Here is a 15633-nt window from a genome sequence, read left to right on the forward strand (position 1 = left end):
TCACCAGCCGTTGGCGGCACGTGGCTGCGGCGCCGGATTCAGAAGATCGTCGACGATGAGGCGCATGCGGCTGCCGAGTGAACCCTTCACCAGCAACACGTCGCCGCTGCGGATGGCGCGACGCAAAGGCTGCACCAGTTCGGCCGAATTGGCGGCATGGTGGCCGCGCATCTGCGGCGGCAGGGCGTCGTAAAGCGCGCGCATCAACGGCCCGCTGGCGAAAACCAGATCAATCTGTTCGCGCACCAGATCGGCGGCCAGGCCGGCATGCGCCGCCTCGGCATCGGGGCCAAGCTCCAGCATGTCGCCCAACACGGCGATGCGCCGGCCACGCGCAGCACCCGGCTTGGCCATGGCGAGCACTGAGAAGGCAGCGCGCATACTGGGCGGACTGGCATTGTAACTGTCGTCGATCAGATCGATGCTGCCGCCATCGCGCCAGTCAATCGTGTGTCGCTCGCCACGGCCCTTTGGCGCGGTCACGCCGGCCAGCGCCATGCCGGCTTCGGCCAGGTCGGCACCCGCGAGATGGGCCGCAGCCAGCACAGCCAGGGCGTTCAGCACCCAATGCCGACCCGGCGCACCGATCTTGAATGTCATCGGATGGCCGAGGATATCGGCGGCAACACAAGAGCAGGACGTATGCGGCGCGTATTTCACCAGCTTTGCCTGCGCCTGCGGATGCTCACCGAAGCCGATCACCTCCGCCGCACCGGCCGCCTTCGCCGCGGCGGCAACGCGCTCGAAATGCGGATTGTCGCGGTTCATGATGGCGATGCCGCCCGGCTCGATGCCGGCGAAGATTTCCGCCTTGGCATCGGCAATGCCCTCGATGCTGGAGAAATTCTCAAGATGCACGCCTTCCACCGCCGTCACGATGGCGATATGCGGCCGGGCCAGCAAAGACAACGGCCGGATTTCGCCGGCATGGTTCATGCCCATCTCGATCACGGCGAAACGGCTGTCGACCGGCATGCGCGACAGCGTCAGCGGCACGCCCCAGTGATTGTTGAGGTTGCCGATTGTGGCATGGGTAGCCGCCTGTTCGGCCAGCACATGGCGCAGCATCTCCTTGGTCGAGGTCTTGCCGACGCTGCCGGTGACGCCGATCACTTTGGCTGCGCAGCGCTGCCGCGCCGCCGCCGCCAGATCATTCAGCCCCTGAAAGGTATCCTTGACGCGCAGCAGATTGGCGCCGGGCTGCAGCGTCTCGGGATCGCGATCCACCATCGCCGCGGCAGCGCCCTTGGCCAGCGCATCGGCGACGAAGACATGACCGTCGAAATTCGGCCCGCGCAGGGCGATGAAAAGATCACCGAAGGTAACGCTGCGGCTGTCGATCGAGACGCCGCTGGCGGTCCAGAAGCCGTCGCTGTTGCCATGGGTGGCAGAAGCGGCTTCGGCGGAAGTCCAGAGGGCGAAAGCTTCCATTAATATTTACCCCCGTATGGTGCGCTGCCCGAAGCAGACCCTGCATCCGCCACAAACACGGCTTCGCGTGCGACAGACAGGTCATCGAAGGGGCGCGTTTCGCTGCCGACGATCTGTCCCTGCTCATGCCCTTTGCCGGCCACCAGCAGCAGGTCGCCGCTCTCGAGTTCACGGATGGCGGTAAAAATCGCCGCGCGGCGATCGCCGATTTCCGTGCCGCCTTTTGCAGTCGCCATGATCGCGGCGCGGATCGCTTCGGGCTGTTCGCTGCGCGGATTGTCGTCGGTGACATAGACGCGATCGGCCAGCCGGCTCGCGATCTCGCCCATCAGCGGCCGCTTGCCGCGATCGCGATCGCCGCCGCAACCGAACACCACAACCAGACGCCCGCCCGCATGGGGCCGCGCGGCTTTCAGCACGGTTTCCAGAGCATCCGGCGTATGGGCATAATCGACATAGATGCTGGCGCCATTGGCGCGGCGCGCGGCCTGCTGCATGCGGCCCGGCACACCATCGAGACCCGCAAGAGTTTCCCAGGCTGCCGCCGGATGGGCACCGCAGCCAACAGCCAGGCCATAGGCGGCCAGGACATTGCCGGCCTGGAAACCACCGATCAGCGGCAGATCGACGGATCGGAGCACACCGAAGACTTCCGCTTCGACCTGCAAGCCGCCTGCGTGCGGCAGAGTGGAAATCAGTTTCAGTTCGCTGCCCAGCAGGCCGTAACGGATCAGACGATGGCCGCGCCGCAGGCAGATTTCCTCAACCTGCTTGCCGAAATCGCTGTCCATGTTGATCACGGCCACGCCCTTCTCGGACAGCAGCGTATCGAACAAACGCATCTTGGCCGCGAAATAGGCCTCGACCGTTGGATGGTAATCCATGTGGTCGCGGGTGAGATTGGTGAAGGCGGCGGCCTCCACCGTCACGCCATCGAGCCGGAACTGGTCAAGACCATGACTGGATGCTTCGAGCGCCAGGTGATCGACACCGGCCCGCTTGGCGGCACTGAGCAATTCATGCAGGCGCACCGGATCAGGCGTGGTATGTGCCACAGCTTCGTTCAGGCCCGCGCCATGCAGGCCGAGCGTGCCGAGGCTGGCGCTTTTCAGGCCAAGCCGCTGCCAGATCTGGGCCGTGAAACTGGCTACCGAAGTCTTGCCATTGGTGCCGGTCACAGCGGCGATGTGCCGGGGCTGCGCGTTGAAGAAGGCCGCCGCCATCAACGCCAGGCGGCGGCGGGGGTTGGCATCGGTGACGAAGGCGATCTGGTCGGCGAAGGCCGGATCGACATGATCGCTCAACACCGCGACAGCGCCCTTGGCGCGCGCATCGGGAATGAAGCGGTGGCCGTCGGCCTGCGTGCCCTTCAGTGCGGCAAACACATAGCCCGGACGCACGGCGCGGCTATCAGCCGTCAGACCGGCGACATCGAGCGATGCGGCGCGCGGGTCGAGGCTGAGATCGGCGCAGAGATCACTGAGACGCAAGTTTCTTCTCCTGCGTCCGGCCGGTGACAGTGACATTCGGGTTGCTGAAATTGGGCACCGGCTGGCCGGGGATGGGCACATACATCGCCTGCTTGAGTGCTGGCGATGACTCATCCACTGGCGGTACGCCGAGCAGCGGCGCGATGCGGCTGATGATACGGCCGGCAGCCGGAGCAGCAGTCCAGCCGGCGGTGGCGAAGCCGTAGGTGCTCTTGTTGCCCTTCGGCTCGTCGATCATCACCTGCACGATGTAGCGCGGGTTATGCATCGGGAAGCCGGCGACGAAAGTGTTGAAGTTGGCCTTCTTGTTGTAGCCGCCGCGCTCGTTGACCTTTTCCGACGAGCCGGTCTTGCCGCCGACCATATAACCGTCCACCTCGGCCTTCTTGCCGGTGCCTTCCTCGACCACCAGCAGCATGAGCTTGCGCATCACGTCACTAACGTCGCGCCGGATCACCTGGCGGCCAGGCGCCGGCAGACCGGGCGGACGCTTGATCAGGGTCGGCGGATGCAGCACACCGCCATTGACGATGGCCGCCGTGGCGGAGGCGAGCTGCAGCGGCGTGACCGACAGGCCGTGGCCGAAGGAGATCGTCATGGTCTCGACGGTCTTCCAGTTGCGCGGCACCAGCGGGCCGCCCACTTCCGGCAACTCTATGGCCGGCTTGTTCAGCATGCCCATGCGCTGCATGAACTCGCGCTGGCGCTCGGGCCCGACATCGACAGCCATCTTGGCCGAACCGATATTGGACGAATACATGAAGATTTCCGGCACGCTGAGCCAGCGCTTCTTGGGATGGTCATCCTTGATGGTGAAGCGCGAAATCTGAATCGGATGCGTGGCATCGTAACCGCTGCTCAGCTTGACGGTGCCGTAATCCAGCGCCATCGCCGTGTTCAGCGTCTTCATGGTCGAGCCCATTTCATAGACGCCCAGCGTGATGCGATTGAAACGGGAGTCTTTGCTGGCAGTGCCGGGCTCGGCCGGATCGAAATCCGGCAGGCTGACCATGGCGATCACTTCGCCGGTATAGACATCCAGCACGATGCCGCCGCCGCCGATCGCATTGAAGAATTCCACCGCCTTGGCGACCTCGTCGCGCACCACATGCTGCACCCGGATATCGATGCTCAGCTCGAGCGGATCGCCGGTCCGCGAAGGATCGCGCAGTTGCTCGTCGAAATACTGCTCGACGCCGGAAATACCCTTGCCATCGATATCGGTGTAGCCCAACACGTGCACGGCCATCGGCCCTTGCGGATAGACGCGGCGCTGCTCGTTGTGGAAATACAAACCCGGAATGCCCAGGCGGTTGACCTCATACTGCTCACGCGGCGTGAGGCCGCGCTTGAGCCACACGAAGCTCTTGCCCGAGGCCAGCTTGGCCTGCACCTCGCCAGCCGGCAGCTCCGGCAGGGCCTGGGCAAGCCGCGTGGCCGCCTCGACCGGATTCAGCACCTTGCGGGGATCGGCATAAAGCGAGGCAATCTTCAGATTGGTCGCCAGGATATTGCCGTTGCGATCAACGATGGGCTGGCGCTCCATCAGCGCGGTCTTGGCGATCAGCTCCGGATTGACACCACGCGCCACCACCGGTTCGGTTGCACCGCGCAGCACGGTGAGTTCGACCAGACGGCCAGCCAGCACGATAAAGGCCAGCGAGAACAGACCGATGCCGATCACCAGGCGGCCGCGGCTGGCCTCCAATGCCTGCTTGGCGGCGCCTTCCAGGCGCACCAGCCCCGGATTGCCGGGAATGTCGGCCGGCGTGCAAGGCGGCTTCGGTTTCGGCTGACGGCGGAACAGCGCCATTACTGGGCCCTCCGCTTGTCATTGGCGGGGCGCTGCATGGCGCCCAGCACGGCGGCGACTTCGGCGTCGAAATTGACGGCGGGCGCGGCTGCAGACGGCGCGGCTTCTGGCTTGGCGGCAACCTGCATCGACGGCACGGCCGGCGGCACGACCGGCGACGCGGCGCTGGCGGCGGCCGGCTGGGCTGGCTGCGCGGCGGGCGCGGCCGCCATCGGCTGACCTCGATCCGGGCCCCGATCCTGACGCCAGGGCAGCGCTTCGATGGCAACGATGTCCTTTGCCGTGGCGGGGCGCATTCCCAGCAGACGCAGCGCCTTGTCCTGCAAATATTCCGGCCGGCTGAGATAGCTCCACTCGGCTTGCAGCACGCCGATGGTCTCGCGCTCCTGGCTCAGGGCGCGATTCATCTCGATCAACTCTTCTTCCAGCCGCTGCACTTCGTAGGACAACTGATAAAGGCCGAAGGATACGGCAGCCAGCAGCAGCAGGGCGATGAGAGACAGGCCGCGGCTCATGCTGCCTCCCGCATGTCGTCGTCGGGCCAGACCGGTGCGGCCGTGCGTTTCGCGGCCCGCAGCTTGGCTGAACGCGCCCGCGGATTGCCGGCGATCTCCGCCTCGCCGGCCGCCAGCGCGCCCTTGTGCAGCGGCACGAAAGACGGCGCCCGCACCTCGCCAGCCGCCTGGGGCAGATGGCGGGACGCGCCGGCCTGCTTGCCGCTGCGCCGGTCCAGGAAACGCTTCACCACGCGGTCTTCCAGCGAATGGAACGACACCACAGCCAGACGACCTTCGGGCTTGAGCAGCCTCTCGGCGGCCAGCAAGCCGCGCTTCAGCTCGCCCAGCTCATCATTCACCACGATGCGCAGGGCCTGGAAGGTGCGGGTCGCCGGATGGATGCCCGGTGCAGCACGCACCACGCGGGCCACGATTTCGGCCAGTTGCCGCGTGCGGGCGATCGGTGCCTCGGCGCGGGCGGCGACAATGGCGCGCGCCACGGCACGGGCGCGGCGCTCCTCGCCATAAAGATAGATGATATCGGCCAGCTCGGCTTCGTCACGACTGTTCACGATGTCGGCGGCCGTCTCGCCCGCGGCCCCCATGCGCATGTCGAGCGGGCCATCCTGCTGGAAGGAAAAGCCGCGCTCGGCCTGATCAAGCTGCATCGACGAAACGCCGATATCGAGCGCCACGCCATCCACCGCCTCCACGCCAATACCGGCGAGCAGATCGACCATGTCGCCGAAGCAGCCCTCCAGCAGACGGAAACGATTGGGGTATAAGGCGCTGAGCCGGTCGGCATGGACACGGACGCGCGGATCGCGGTCGATGCCAATCACCTGGCACTCCGCCGCAGCCAACAGGGCCGAACTATAACCACCCGCACCGAACGTACCGTCCACCACCAGGTCGCCGGCACGAGGATCAAGCGCCGACACCACTTCCGCACACATCACTGAAAGATGCGCTGTCCTTGCGGCTTTTTCGTGGCCGGTTTTCGTGGCGGTGCGGGAACGGTCCGCCGCGCTCACGGTTTGCCCTCCCCGCGCAAATACGCGGCGGCCTTGGCGCGCGCCTCTGCGGCGCGGGCATCCCAGGCCTTGGGTTCCCAGATTTGGAAGGAGTGGCGCCGGCCAACGAAAACCGCCTCGCCCGGGGCGGCCAGGCCGGCGTGATCGAGGAATTGCGGGCCAAGCTGGATGCGGCCCTCCTGATCGAGATTCAGCTCGCTGAGAAACGGCAGCAGGCCGTCGATCAGCATTTCGCGCTCGGGATGCAGATCGGGCAATTCGTCGATGCGGCGGTTGACGCCATCGAGATAGTCACGGCCGCCAGCCACCAGTGCCGGCGCGGCGATATCGGGCCCGAGGATCAGGCCGCCTTCAGGCTGCTTGCGAGACAGCAGGGCGCGATACGGCGCGGGAACGGACACTCGTCCCTTCGCGTCGATCCGGTTCCGAAAGGTTGAGAGGAAAAACTCCACTCAGCCGCCCCCAAAGCTGCATCCCTGGTCGCACACCCCCCTCGGGTGGCCGTAACCTGGGATAAGATGGGATAACATGGGCCTATATGGGCGTCAATGGATTTTAACGGTTTAGAATGGCGATTCCTGCCAATGATCACGGATACTTGCGCCAAGTTCGATCCTACAAAATACCCTATATGTTCGATTAATATTCCAACGATCTTTGCTTGTCTCCCGACCCGGCTCCGTTTACACATCGACCAAGGGGAGCGCCGGCGCAAAGCAGGCCATCCATTGCGGCCATACAACCAAAAGAAAGCCTAGATGCGGGCAATTCTCTTTCTATGCGCGATGCTGCTGGCCACCCTGGCTACCTTCGGCGGGACCTTTGCCCAGGGGGCCGTCAACGAATTCCTGCCGCGTGACGTTCCGGCACTGAAGCGTTTTGCCATCGTTGCCGGCACCGCCAACAACCAGTGCTTCACCGCCCAGCTGGTGAACAACGACCCCAAGCGCGTGCGCGCCGCCGCCCTGCTCTCGCCCTGCGAATTCAACATCGATAACCAGAGCCAGGGATTTTTCGTCAGCCGCCCGCTGCAGCCCGGCGGCTATCAGATCTTTTTCGCCGCCAATCCCGCCTATTGCCTGGCCATGGAACCGCGCAGCCAGTTGCTGGTGGTTTCGGCCTGCGCGCTGAACACGTCGATGCTCGAGCAATTACCGCAATTGTGGGACATCAAGGGCGGCGGTCTGTCGCTGAAAGGCACCGATGGCAAGAAATGGTGCCTCGATACACGTTCAAAGCCTGGTTTCTCGGCGATCTTCGAACCGCATTTCAGCGAATGCCCGGAACAGATTCCGGATGCCTTCCTGTTACGCGTGAACCGCTAGGCATCCCGTTGAAAACTAATAAAGCGCCAGACGGCCTGTAAGCCGGGTTCTGTCCCCCTACTCGCGTAGGATGGACGGCCATTCCTCTGGGATGCCCGTTGCCGGACACCTCGCGCGACCGACCCGGATGGCGAGCCGAAAACCGCCCCGCAGGCTTGCGCCTGCCGCCATCCCTATTTGGTCTTGCTCCCGGTGGGGTTTGCCGTGCCGCTTCCGTTACCGGTCGCGCGGTGCGCTCTTACCGCACCCTTTCACCCTTACCATGAGATCCGGAGATGTCATGGCGGTCTGCTCTCTGTGGCACTGTCCCTGGGGTCGCCCCCGCCGGGCGTTACCCGGCACCGTGTTTCCGTGGAGCCCGGACTTTCCTCGACATCTTGCCCGAAAAGGCAGATGCCGCGGCCGTCCAGCCGTCTGGCACGGCGCACAGGTAGGCTCAGGCAACTCCGCCGTCAAGCTGAAAGCGCGTCAGGCGCTTTTTTCCGAGCAGGACCGCCGCATGCTGACCAGGGTTGAAATATGATGGATCAGGCTGGTGGTTTCCGCATCGCTGACCCCATCCACCTGGGATTGCCGATAATGTCGCTGGAAGGCGCGGACCACCGCCTCGGTGAGCGGATCGTAGGTGCCGCTGCCCTCGATGCCGTATCCGATGCGATCCAGCGCCACCTGCAATTCCAGTACCGCACCGCCGCGGTCGCCCGGCTGCAATGCCGGGGCAGTCTGGGACACTGTGAAGTCCCAGGCCGGCCAACGGCCGAAGCCGGCCGCTGCCAGACGATGCCAGGGAAACAGTTCGCCGGGATCTTCCTTACGCTGGGGCGCGATATCGGAATGACCGACATAATTGCCGGGCATTACCTCGTGTCGCGCGGCGATGTCGCGCAGCAGTTCGAGCAGCGCATCGATCTGCACGGTCGGGAATTCGCGATAGCCGAACTCATGGCCGGGATTGACCAGTTCGATCCCGATCGAGCGCGCGTTGACATCGCGCACACCACGCCAGAACGACACACCGGCATGCCAGGCACGCTTGTCTTCCGGTACGAGGCGGTAAATCGTGCCGTCTTCATCAATCACGTAATGCGCGCTGACCTTGGCCTCTGGATCGCACAATCGTTGCAGAGCCGCCGCTGCATTCGGCATGCCGGTATAATGCAATACGACAATGCTGACTGGGCGACGCCCGGTACGCTCGTCGAAATTTGGTGAAGGATGATCGATCAACCGCATAGCAACTACTCGCCTGCTACTTTACCAACTGATCTTTCCACGGCCGCGTCCAACGGCTTAACGCCTCGGGCCTCGGCCGCCTTGGCCTCACGCAAGGCCACGATCAGCACGCCGACCAGAGTGATGACGGAACCGATCACCACCCGTTCGCTGAGGCGTTCACCGAGGAAATAGACACCAGCCAGGATGCCGAAAACCGGCGCCAGCGTGAACCCGGGGTTAACGATGCTGATCGGATAGCGCCGCAGCAGGAAATACGTACCGCCATGACCGATCAGCGACACCGCGACTGCAGCATAGACAACCGAAGCCCAATGCCAGGGTGTGGCCGCTACCATCTGCTCGATCTGGTTATCTTCCATCACAAGCGAAATCACCAGCAGGCTGGGCGCGCTGATCACGCCGACCCAGGCCTGCATGGTGAAGGTATCCACATCGCGGATGCGCCGGACGACGATCTGGCCATAGGACATCACGATCACCGCGGCCAGAATCAAACCGATGGCGATCTGATAACTCATGACTTTCGGATCGAAGCTGATCACCATGGCACCGAGGAAGGCAAGTGCTATGCCCAGTCCGCGCTTCCAGCGCACCCGTTCGCCCAGCAGCACAACCGCCATCAGCGTCGCAATCGGCACGCCCAGTTGGGTGACGACGGCCACCACGGAGACATCGTCGGCCTTGGCGATGCCAATAATGATCAAGGCGAAATGCAGCGTCCCCATGCACAGGGCGGCCAGCAGCACGCTGCCCATCTGGCCGGGCTTCCATTTGAGCCAGGGCACCATCAGCAGGGCGAGCAAGGCAAAGCGCAAGGCCGTGAAGAGCACGGGCGGGAAATGGCCGACCGCGAGCTTGGAAACGACAAAATTGCCGCCCCAGATGGCGCAGATCAGCAGCATCAGGGCAAGGTGCTGGGGCTTCATGGGCGGGGACCCTAGCAAACCCGGCCGGTCAGGGGCTACGCTTCTTTCGGGTATGGTTATGCGCCCGATGCAAGGGGGGTATGCGCAAGGTCTTCCAGACCATGCGGACTGCCCGCCTTTGCGGCAGCGCAGAACATCAAACAGGCACAACATGGCAAAAACCAAAGCAACCGGGAAACGGACCAAAGCCGGCACCGCCGCTACGGCACCGCGACGCCCCATCGTCTCCTCCGCTCATCTGGCCAGCGAGAAACTGACGGCCCTGAGTGAATTCGAATTCGCCCTGATGATGAGCGGCAATGCCTTTGCGCGCTGGATCGTGCGCTGCATGACGGCGGCCGGACAACCCGACCTCGCCGCGCTGGATGTCATGGTGCTGCACAGCGTCAATCACCGCGACCGCCCCAAGCGACTGGCCGATCTCTGCCTGGTTCTGAATGTCGAGGACAGCCACACGGTGAATTACGGTCTTAAGAAGATGGTGCGGCTGGGCCTGGTCAGCGGCGAGCGGCGCGGCAAGGAAATCTTCTATTCGACCACAGCGAAGGGCCGGGCATTGTGCCTCGAATACCGCAAGATCCGCGAGGAATTGCTGGGCGAGGCCTACGCCCTGATCGGCCAGCCCCAGATGGGCCAAGCCCAGATGCGGGGAGCACAGATTGGAGAGGGCCAGGCCGATCTGTCGCGGATTGCCGAACTGATGCGGATTTTATCCGGGATGTACGACCAGGCGACCCGAGCGGCGGCCTCGCTTTAGCCGGCCACCCGGAACGTTGACAATTTATCAACGTTTTGTAACCGTGTGATCCCACCCTCGTTTTGCCCGAACCCTCCGGAGCCCCGCATGAGCCAGCCCACATCCACCGCCGCCTCCACTTCCGGCCAGTGGGAATTCTGGATCGACCGCGGCGGTACCTTCACGGATATCGTCGGCCGCAAGCCTGATGGCGGCATCGTCACCCACAAGCTGCTGTCGGAGAACCCCGAGCGCTACAAGGATGCCGCGGTGCAGGGCATCCGCGACCTGCTGGGCCTGAAGGCCGGCGACCCGCTGCCCAAGGGCAAGATCGCCGCGGTGAAGATGGGCACTACGGTGGCGACCAACGCGCTGCTGGAGCGCAAGGGCGACCGCGTTCTGCTGCTGGTGAGCGAGGGCTTCGCCGACCAGCTCCGCATCGGTTATCAAACCCGTCCGAAGCTGTTCGCGTTGCATATCGTGCTGCCCGAGATGCTGTATGAGCGCGTGGTGGAAGTGCCCGAACGCGTGCGCAACGATGGCAGCATCGAGACGCCGCTGGACCTGGCTGCTGCCGAAAAAGCGCTGAAAGCCGCCTATGCCGACGGCATCCGCAGCGTGGCAATCCTGTTCATGCATGGCTACCGCTACACCGCCCATGAGGCGAAGGTGGCCGAACTGGCGCGCAAGCTGGGCTTCACCCAGGTGTCGGCCAGCCACCAGGTCTCGCCGCTGATCAAGTTCGTCAGCCGTGGCGATACCACCGTGGTCGACGCCTATGTCTCGCCGATCCTGCGCCGCTACGTGAACCAGGTGGCCGACGAACTGGACGCCGCCAACACGGCCCTGCGGCTGATGTTCATGCAGTCGAATGGCGGTCTGGCCGATGCCCATTTCTTCCAGGGCAAGGACAGCATCCTGTCCGGCCCGGCCGGCGGCGTGGTCGGCCTGGTCGAGACCTCGACGCGGGCGGGTTTTGACAAGGTGATCGGCTTCGACATGGGCGGCACGTCGACGGATGTCAGCCATTATGCCGGCGAATACGAACGCGCCTTCGAGACGATGGTGGCTGGCGTGCGCATGCGCGCGCCGATGATGATGATCAACACCGTGGCGGCTGGCGGCGGATCGATCCTGCATTTCGACGGCGCGCGCTATCGCGTCGGACCTGACTCGGCTGGTGCCAATCCCGGCCCGGCCTGCTATCGCCGCGGCGGGCCTTTGGCGGTGACCGACTGCAATGTGGTGCTGGGCAAGCTGCAGCCCGATTTCTTCCCTGCCGTCTTCGGCCCCAATGGCGACCAGCCGCTGGATGCCGAGGTGGTAAAGCAGAAATTCGCCGAGCTGCAGGCGCGCGTGCAGGCCGAGACGGGCGATACGCGCAGCATCGAGGAGATGGCCGAAGGCTTCCTCGCCATCGCCGTGGAGAACATGGCCAACGCGATCAAGAAGATCTCGGTGGCGCGCGGCTATGACGTGACCAAATACGTGCTGTCCAGTTTCGGTGGGGCCGGCGGCCAGCATGCCTGCCTGGTGGCCGATGCGCTGGGCATGACGGAAGTCCTGCTGCATCCGCTGGCCGGCGTGCTGTCGGCCTATGGCATGGGCCTGGCCGACCAGCGCGTGCTGAAGGAGAAGTCGGCGGAAGTGACGCTGGAGCCCGCCGCCCTGCCCGGCCTGGCCAAGGAACTCGACGCATTGGCGGACGAGTCGCGCAACGACATGCTGAAACAGGGCGTGCCAGCCGAGAAGATCACGGTGATCCGCAAGCTGCATGTGCGCTATGGCGGTTCCGACTCCGCCCTTGAAGTCGAGTTCGGCGACATGGTGGCGATCAAGACCGCCTTCGAGGCGGCACATCGCCAGCGCTTTGGCTTCATCAGCCCGGAAAAGGCACTGATTGCGGCTTCCGTGGCCGTCGAGGTGGTGGGCCAGGGCGAGCGTGCCCCGGATGCCGTGGAGACGATCACCGATCCGCGTCCACAGGCTGCGATCCCCACGCTGGCCAGCCGCAAGGCCTATATGGCCGGCGCCTGGCGCGACACGCCGGTTTACGACCGCGCCGCCCTGCGGCCGGGCGAAACGATCAAGGGCCCGGCCATCGTGATCGAGCCGACCAGCACCATCGTGCTCGAACCCGGCTGGCAGGCCCGCCTGACCGAACGTCGCGATCTGGTGCTGAAGCGCATCGAAGCCCTGCCCGCCCGCAAGGCGATCGGCACCGATGTCGATCCGGTGATGCTGGAGATTTTCAACAACCTGTTCATGTCGATCGCCGAACAGATGGGCTCTGTGCTGGAAAAGACCGCCTATTCGGTGAATATCAAGGAGCGGTTGGATTTCTCCTGCGCCATCTTCGATCTCGACGGCGAGCTGATCGCCAACGCGCCGCACATGCCGGTGCATCTGGGCTCGATGTCGGAAAGCATCAAGACCATCATGCGCAAACGCGCCGGCCAGATGAAGCCAGGCGACGTGTACATGCTGAACGCGCCTTACGCGGGCGGCACGCATCTGCCCGACGTCACCGTCATCACCCCGGTATTCGACAAGGCCGGCAAGGACGTGCTGTTCTACCTGGGCAGCCGCGGCCATCACGCCGATATCGGCGGCACCACGCCGGGTTCGATGCCGCCCGACAGCAAGACGGTGGAAGACGAGGGCGTGCTGCTCGATAACGTGCTGCTGGTGGATGGCGGCAAATTCCTGGAAGCCGAAACCGTCGCCATCCTGAAATCGGGCAAATATCCCTCGCGCAATCCGGCGCAGAACATCGCCGACCTGAAGGCGCAGATCGCTTCCTGCGAAAAGGGCGCGCAGGAACTGCGCAAGATGGTGGACCAGTTCGGCCTGGATGTCGTGCGCGCCTATATGCGCCACGTGCAGGACAATGCCGAGGAATCCGTGCGCCGGGTGATCAGCCGCCTGAAGGACGGCCAGTTCACCTATCCGATGGATGACGGCTTTGAAATCAAGGTCAAGGTGACGGTCAACCACAAGGACCGCACGGCGAAGATCGACTTCACCGGCACCTCGGGCCAGCACCCGACCAACTACAACGCGCCGAAAGCCGTGTGCGTGGCCGCCGTGCTGTATGCCTTCCGCTGCCTGGTGGATGCCGACATTCCGTTGAATGGCGGCTGCCTCAAGCCGCTGGAGATCATCATCCCCGAGGGCTCGATGCTGGATCCGGTCTATCCTGCTGCTACGGTGGCCGGCAATGTCGAGACCAGCCAGTGCATCACCGACACGATGTTTGGCGCGCTGGGCGTGATGGCCGCGGCCCAGGGCACGATGAACAACTTCACCTTCGGCAACAACGACTACCAGTATTACGAGACGATCTGCGGCGGCAGCGGCGCCGGCCCGGATTTCGACGGCTGCGATGCCGTGCACACCCACATGACCAACGCGCGGCTGACCGACCCCGAAGTGCTGGAATTCCGCTTCCCCGTGCTGCTGGAAAGCTTCCGCATCCGGCGCGGCTCGGGCGGCAGGGGCCGGCACAAGGGCGGCGACGGCACCATCCGGCGCATGCGCTTCCTCACCGACATGGTGGCGACGCTGCTCTCCTCCCATCGCAAGGTGCCGCCGTTTGGCCTGGAGGGCGGCAGCGAGGGCGAGACCGGCCGGCAATGGGTGGAGCGCGCGGCGACCGGCGCGAAGGAACCCATGGAAGGCCGCTGCTCGACGCCGATGAAGCCGGGCGACGTCTTCGTGATCTCCACCCCTTCGGGCGGTGGCTTCGGCAAGGCGGACTAGCCTACAGCCGCATTCACCCGATCGACCGGTGGAATGATATCAGTGATATCACTGATATCATTTCGACCCTTTTGCGTCGGTTTTCGACGTGTTTGAGCCTTCCCGGACACTTTCCGGCGAAGGCGGCCGCTTGCCAGCCTGTGCGATCCGTTTTCCGTCAATTTGCGTCGTTTTGCGGGATTTTCGTCCGCCTGCTCCAAACCGGCTGGACAGGCCACACTGGAACATATATGGAACTCTAACCTTCCGCCTTCAACCTGAGTCCATCCGTGGCCGACGCCCTCAAGGATTTTTACAACAGCGCCGTCGTGGGCGGCATCGCCGAGCGCGTCAGCGCGGCCCATCCCGCCTTCCCGGCCGATCATTTCCGCAAGCAGGTGATGGCCGCCCTGCCGCCGCTGTCGCTGATGCAGCGGGCCCGGGCCATCGCCGATGGCCTGCACCACCATCTGCCGCCGGATTACCCCGACGCGCTGCAGATCCTGCTGAACAGCCTGGGTCCCGATGACAACAAGGGTGGCATCGACGGCATGGGCGGCTTCCGCCATCTGCCGTTTCTGAATTTCGTCGGCGCCTACGGGCTGGAGCATCCCGGCCTGTCGCTCAACGCCCTGCGCCGGATGACCAAATATTTCAGTGCCGAGTTCGATATCCGCTATTACGTGGAACGGCATTACGATCAGACGATGCAGGCCGTGCGCAGCTGGACCAACGATCCGCACTGGGCGGTGCGGCGGCTGTGTTCGGAAGGATTGCGGCCGCGCCTGCCCTGGGGTTTACGGCTGAAACGGTTTATCGCCGATCCATCGCCCGTGCTGGACATCATCGAAACGCTGCGCGCCGATCCACACGAGTCCGTGCGCCGGTCTGTCGCCAACACCCTGAACGACATCGCCAAGGATAACCCCGATGCCGTTATCGCCACGGTCCGGCGCTGGCAGGCCGAAGATCGCGACGGCACGGCGGACAGTGTGCGCCACGGCCTGCGGACCCTGGTGAAAAAAGGCGACCGCCGGGCGCTCGACCTGCTGGGGTTCGATCACAGGGCTCCGGTGACCGCGCTGGACTTCGCCATCGCCAAACAACGCTATCGCGTCGGCGATATGCTGGCCTTCAGCCTCAGCCTGCGCCATGACGGCAAAAAACCGGCCCGCTTATCGGTGGATTACGCCATCCACTGGCGCAATGCGCGCGGTGGTTTGCAGGCCAAGGTGTTCAAGCTGGCCAAACCGCAGCTCCGGCCCGGCGAAACCGTGACGCTGGAAAAGACCCATGCGCTGAAACCGATCACCACGCGGCGCTATTATGCCGGCGAACACCGGGTGGAAATCCTGGTGAACGGGCAAAGCCTGGCGGACGGAACCTTCAAGCTGCAAGTGTGAG

At 64.2% G+C, this 15633-nt stretch carries 12 protein-coding genes and 1 other RNA gene; 4 read left to right on the forward strand and 9 right to left on the reverse strand.

From position 1 onward, the window contains the following. The 6 genes from ACE3OO_RS02540 to ACE3OO_RS02565 are packed head-to-tail and all read right to left on the reverse strand — an operon-like array spanning position 1 to position 6666. Positions 1-1431, reverse strand: a complete 1431-nt coding sequence (locus ACE3OO_RS02540) for a UDP-N-acetylmuramoylalanyl-D-glutamyl-2,6-diaminopimelate--D-alanyl-D-alanine ligase (protein ID WP_374299402.1) — start codon at positions 1429-1431, stop codon at positions 1-3. Next, on the reverse strand, positions 1431-2921 hold the full coding sequence (locus ACE3OO_RS02545) for a UDP-N-acetylmuramoyl-L-alanyl-D-glutamate--2,6-diaminopimelate ligase (RefSeq protein WP_374299404.1): 1491 nt from the start codon (positions 2919-2921) through the stop codon (positions 1431-1433). The genes ACE3OO_RS02540 and ACE3OO_RS02545 overlap by 1 nt, the downstream gene beginning before the upstream one ends. After that, positions 2908-4734 (reverse strand): peptidoglycan D,D-transpeptidase FtsI family protein, encoded by a 1827-nt coding sequence (locus ACE3OO_RS02550; RefSeq protein ID WP_374299405.1) that lies wholly within the window; start codon positions 4732-4734, stop codon positions 2908-2910. The genes ACE3OO_RS02545 and ACE3OO_RS02550 overlap by 14 nt, the downstream gene beginning before the upstream one ends. Continuing rightward, positions 4734-5249 carry a hypothetical protein gene (locus tag ACE3OO_RS02555; RefSeq protein WP_374299407.1) on the reverse strand — a complete coding sequence of 172 codons (516 nt, stop codon included), beginning with the start codon at positions 5247-5249 and terminating at the stop codon, positions 4734-4736. Before ACE3OO_RS02555 ends, ACE3OO_RS02550 begins: the two co-directional genes overlap by 1 nt. After that, positions 5246-6265: a 16S rRNA (cytosine(1402)-N(4))-methyltransferase RsmH gene (gene rsmH, locus ACE3OO_RS02560; protein WP_374299409.1), complete on the reverse strand. Its 1020-nt coding sequence runs from the start codon at positions 6263-6265 to the stop codon at positions 5246-5248. Before rsmH ends, ACE3OO_RS02555 begins: the two co-directional genes overlap by 4 nt. Next, the gene (locus tag ACE3OO_RS02565) at positions 6262-6666 is read right to left on the reverse strand and encodes a division/cell wall cluster transcriptional repressor MraZ (RefSeq protein ID WP_374299411.1); all 405 of its coding nucleotides are present in this window, start codon (positions 6664-6666) and stop codon (positions 6262-6264) included. The genes rsmH and ACE3OO_RS02565 overlap by 4 nt, the downstream gene beginning before the upstream one ends. 357 nt (positions 6667-7023) lie before the next feature. Here ACE3OO_RS02565 and ACE3OO_RS02570 point away from each other — a divergent pair, with 357 nt between their 5' ends. Beyond that, complete coding sequence (locus tag ACE3OO_RS02570; protein WP_374299413.1) at positions 7024-7590, forward strand: hypothetical protein; 567 nt, start codon at positions 7024-7026, stop codon at positions 7588-7590. 22 nt (positions 7591-7612) lie between these two features. Here ACE3OO_RS02570 and rnpB read toward each other — a convergent pair. The 3 genes from rnpB to ACE3OO_RS02585 form a co-directional block, all read right to left on the reverse strand. Beyond that, positions 7613-8008: RNase P RNA component class A (gene rnpB, locus ACE3OO_RS02575), an RNA gene on the reverse strand. Positions 8009-8058: 50 nt separating this feature from the next. Next, on the reverse strand, positions 8059-8823 hold the full coding sequence (locus ACE3OO_RS02580) for an N-acetylmuramoyl-L-alanine amidase (RefSeq protein ID WP_374299414.1): 765 nt from the start codon (positions 8821-8823) through the stop codon (positions 8059-8061). A 5-nt stretch (positions 8824-8828) separates the two neighbouring features. Next, positions 8829-9752 carry a DMT family transporter gene (locus tag ACE3OO_RS02585; protein ID WP_374299416.1) on the reverse strand — a complete coding sequence of 308 codons (924 nt, stop codon included), beginning with the start codon at positions 9750-9752 and terminating at the stop codon, positions 8829-8831. A gap of 151 nt (positions 9753-9903) precedes the next feature. On the opposite strand from ACE3OO_RS02585, the gene ACE3OO_RS02590 reads away from it, so the two are divergent. From ACE3OO_RS02590 to ACE3OO_RS02600, 3 genes are all read left to right on the forward strand, one after another. Further along, complete coding sequence (locus tag ACE3OO_RS02590; protein ID WP_374299418.1) at positions 9904-10509, forward strand: winged helix DNA-binding protein; 606 nt, start codon at positions 9904-9906, stop codon at positions 10507-10509. Positions 10510-10596: 87 nt separating this feature from the next. Continuing rightward, entirely contained in the window at positions 10597-14250 is a 3654-nt protein-coding gene (locus ACE3OO_RS02595; protein ID WP_374299420.1) for a hydantoinase B/oxoprolinase family protein, read from the forward strand. A 269-nt stretch (positions 14251-14519) separates the two neighbouring features. Further along, positions 14520-15632: a DNA alkylation repair protein gene (locus ACE3OO_RS02600; RefSeq protein ID WP_374299422.1), complete on the forward strand. Its 1113-nt coding sequence runs from the start codon at positions 14520-14522 to the stop codon at positions 15630-15632. The last annotated feature ends 1 nt before the right edge of the window (position 15633 follow it).

Origin of the sequence: Ferrovibrio sp. (assembly GCF_041906005.1) — a bacterium.
Taxonomy (GTDB): Bacteria; Pseudomonadota; Alphaproteobacteria; order Ferrovibrionales; family Ferrovibrionaceae; genus Ferrovibrio.